A 615-nucleotide genomic window follows, 5' to 3' on the forward strand; every position below is an offset into this window, starting at 1 on the left:
AATGTTCATGATGATACAAAGCGACCTCTTTGGAGAGTTCAAACACGCGATCATCCACCATCCATTCACTGCTTTGTTGCGCTTGGGTATGCAAATCGTGAAGCAGATCATAGCCATAGCGCGTGTGAGCTTGAACATAGGCCCGTTCCGGACCGTCAATCGGACCTGGACGAAACAAGATGCTTCGTGTAATGGCGATTTTTCCGATGTCGTGCACCGAAGCTGCAATGACCGCACGGCGCACATCACACTCACTCCAGTGCAGATACTGTTCCGCCATATACTTTGTGTACATGGCCACTCGCTGTAAATGACTCAACAGATCAGGATCTGAGTATTCAGCCGCGTACGCAAGGCTTTGAAAATACATCTGCCAATACGACAAGAGAATGCTCTCTTGCTGTTCGCCAAAGACAGGATGAACCCACACTTCATGATCCACGCTATTATTAAGCCCTTCCATCACGTGCATGGGCACCTGGATTCCACTGCGCTGCCTACCCCATGTTGTGATGATGTGATGATCCGCGGGACGATCGAGCAAAAAAAGGTGATAAGGAAGGCCCAGCATATCGTGATCGTCACAACCAAAGAGCAGGCGCGTATGCCCTTGTG

Annotated in this window: 2 protein-coding genes; one reads left to right on the forward strand and one right to left on the reverse strand. The window is 49.9% G+C overall.

Annotation, left to right across the window (positions count from 1 at the left end):
- Positions 1 to 442: HD-GYP domain-containing protein (locus MM817_RS17345; RefSeq protein ID WP_241717130.1), on the reverse strand; the 442-nt coding region annotated here is incomplete at its 3' end.
- Between MM817_RS17345 and MM817_RS16435 the strand changes: the two genes are divergently transcribed.
- On the forward strand, positions 434 to 615 hold a 182-nt coding region (locus MM817_RS16435; protein ID WP_241717131.1), incomplete at its 3' end, for a hypothetical protein. The two genes, MM817_RS17345 and MM817_RS16435, sit on opposite strands and share 9 nt — an antisense overlap.

The sequence above is a fragment of the Sulfoacidibacillus ferrooxidans genome, from assembly GCF_022606465.1.
GTDB lineage: Bacteria > Bacillota > Bacilli > Alicyclobacillales > SLC66 > Sulfoacidibacillus > Sulfoacidibacillus ferrooxidans.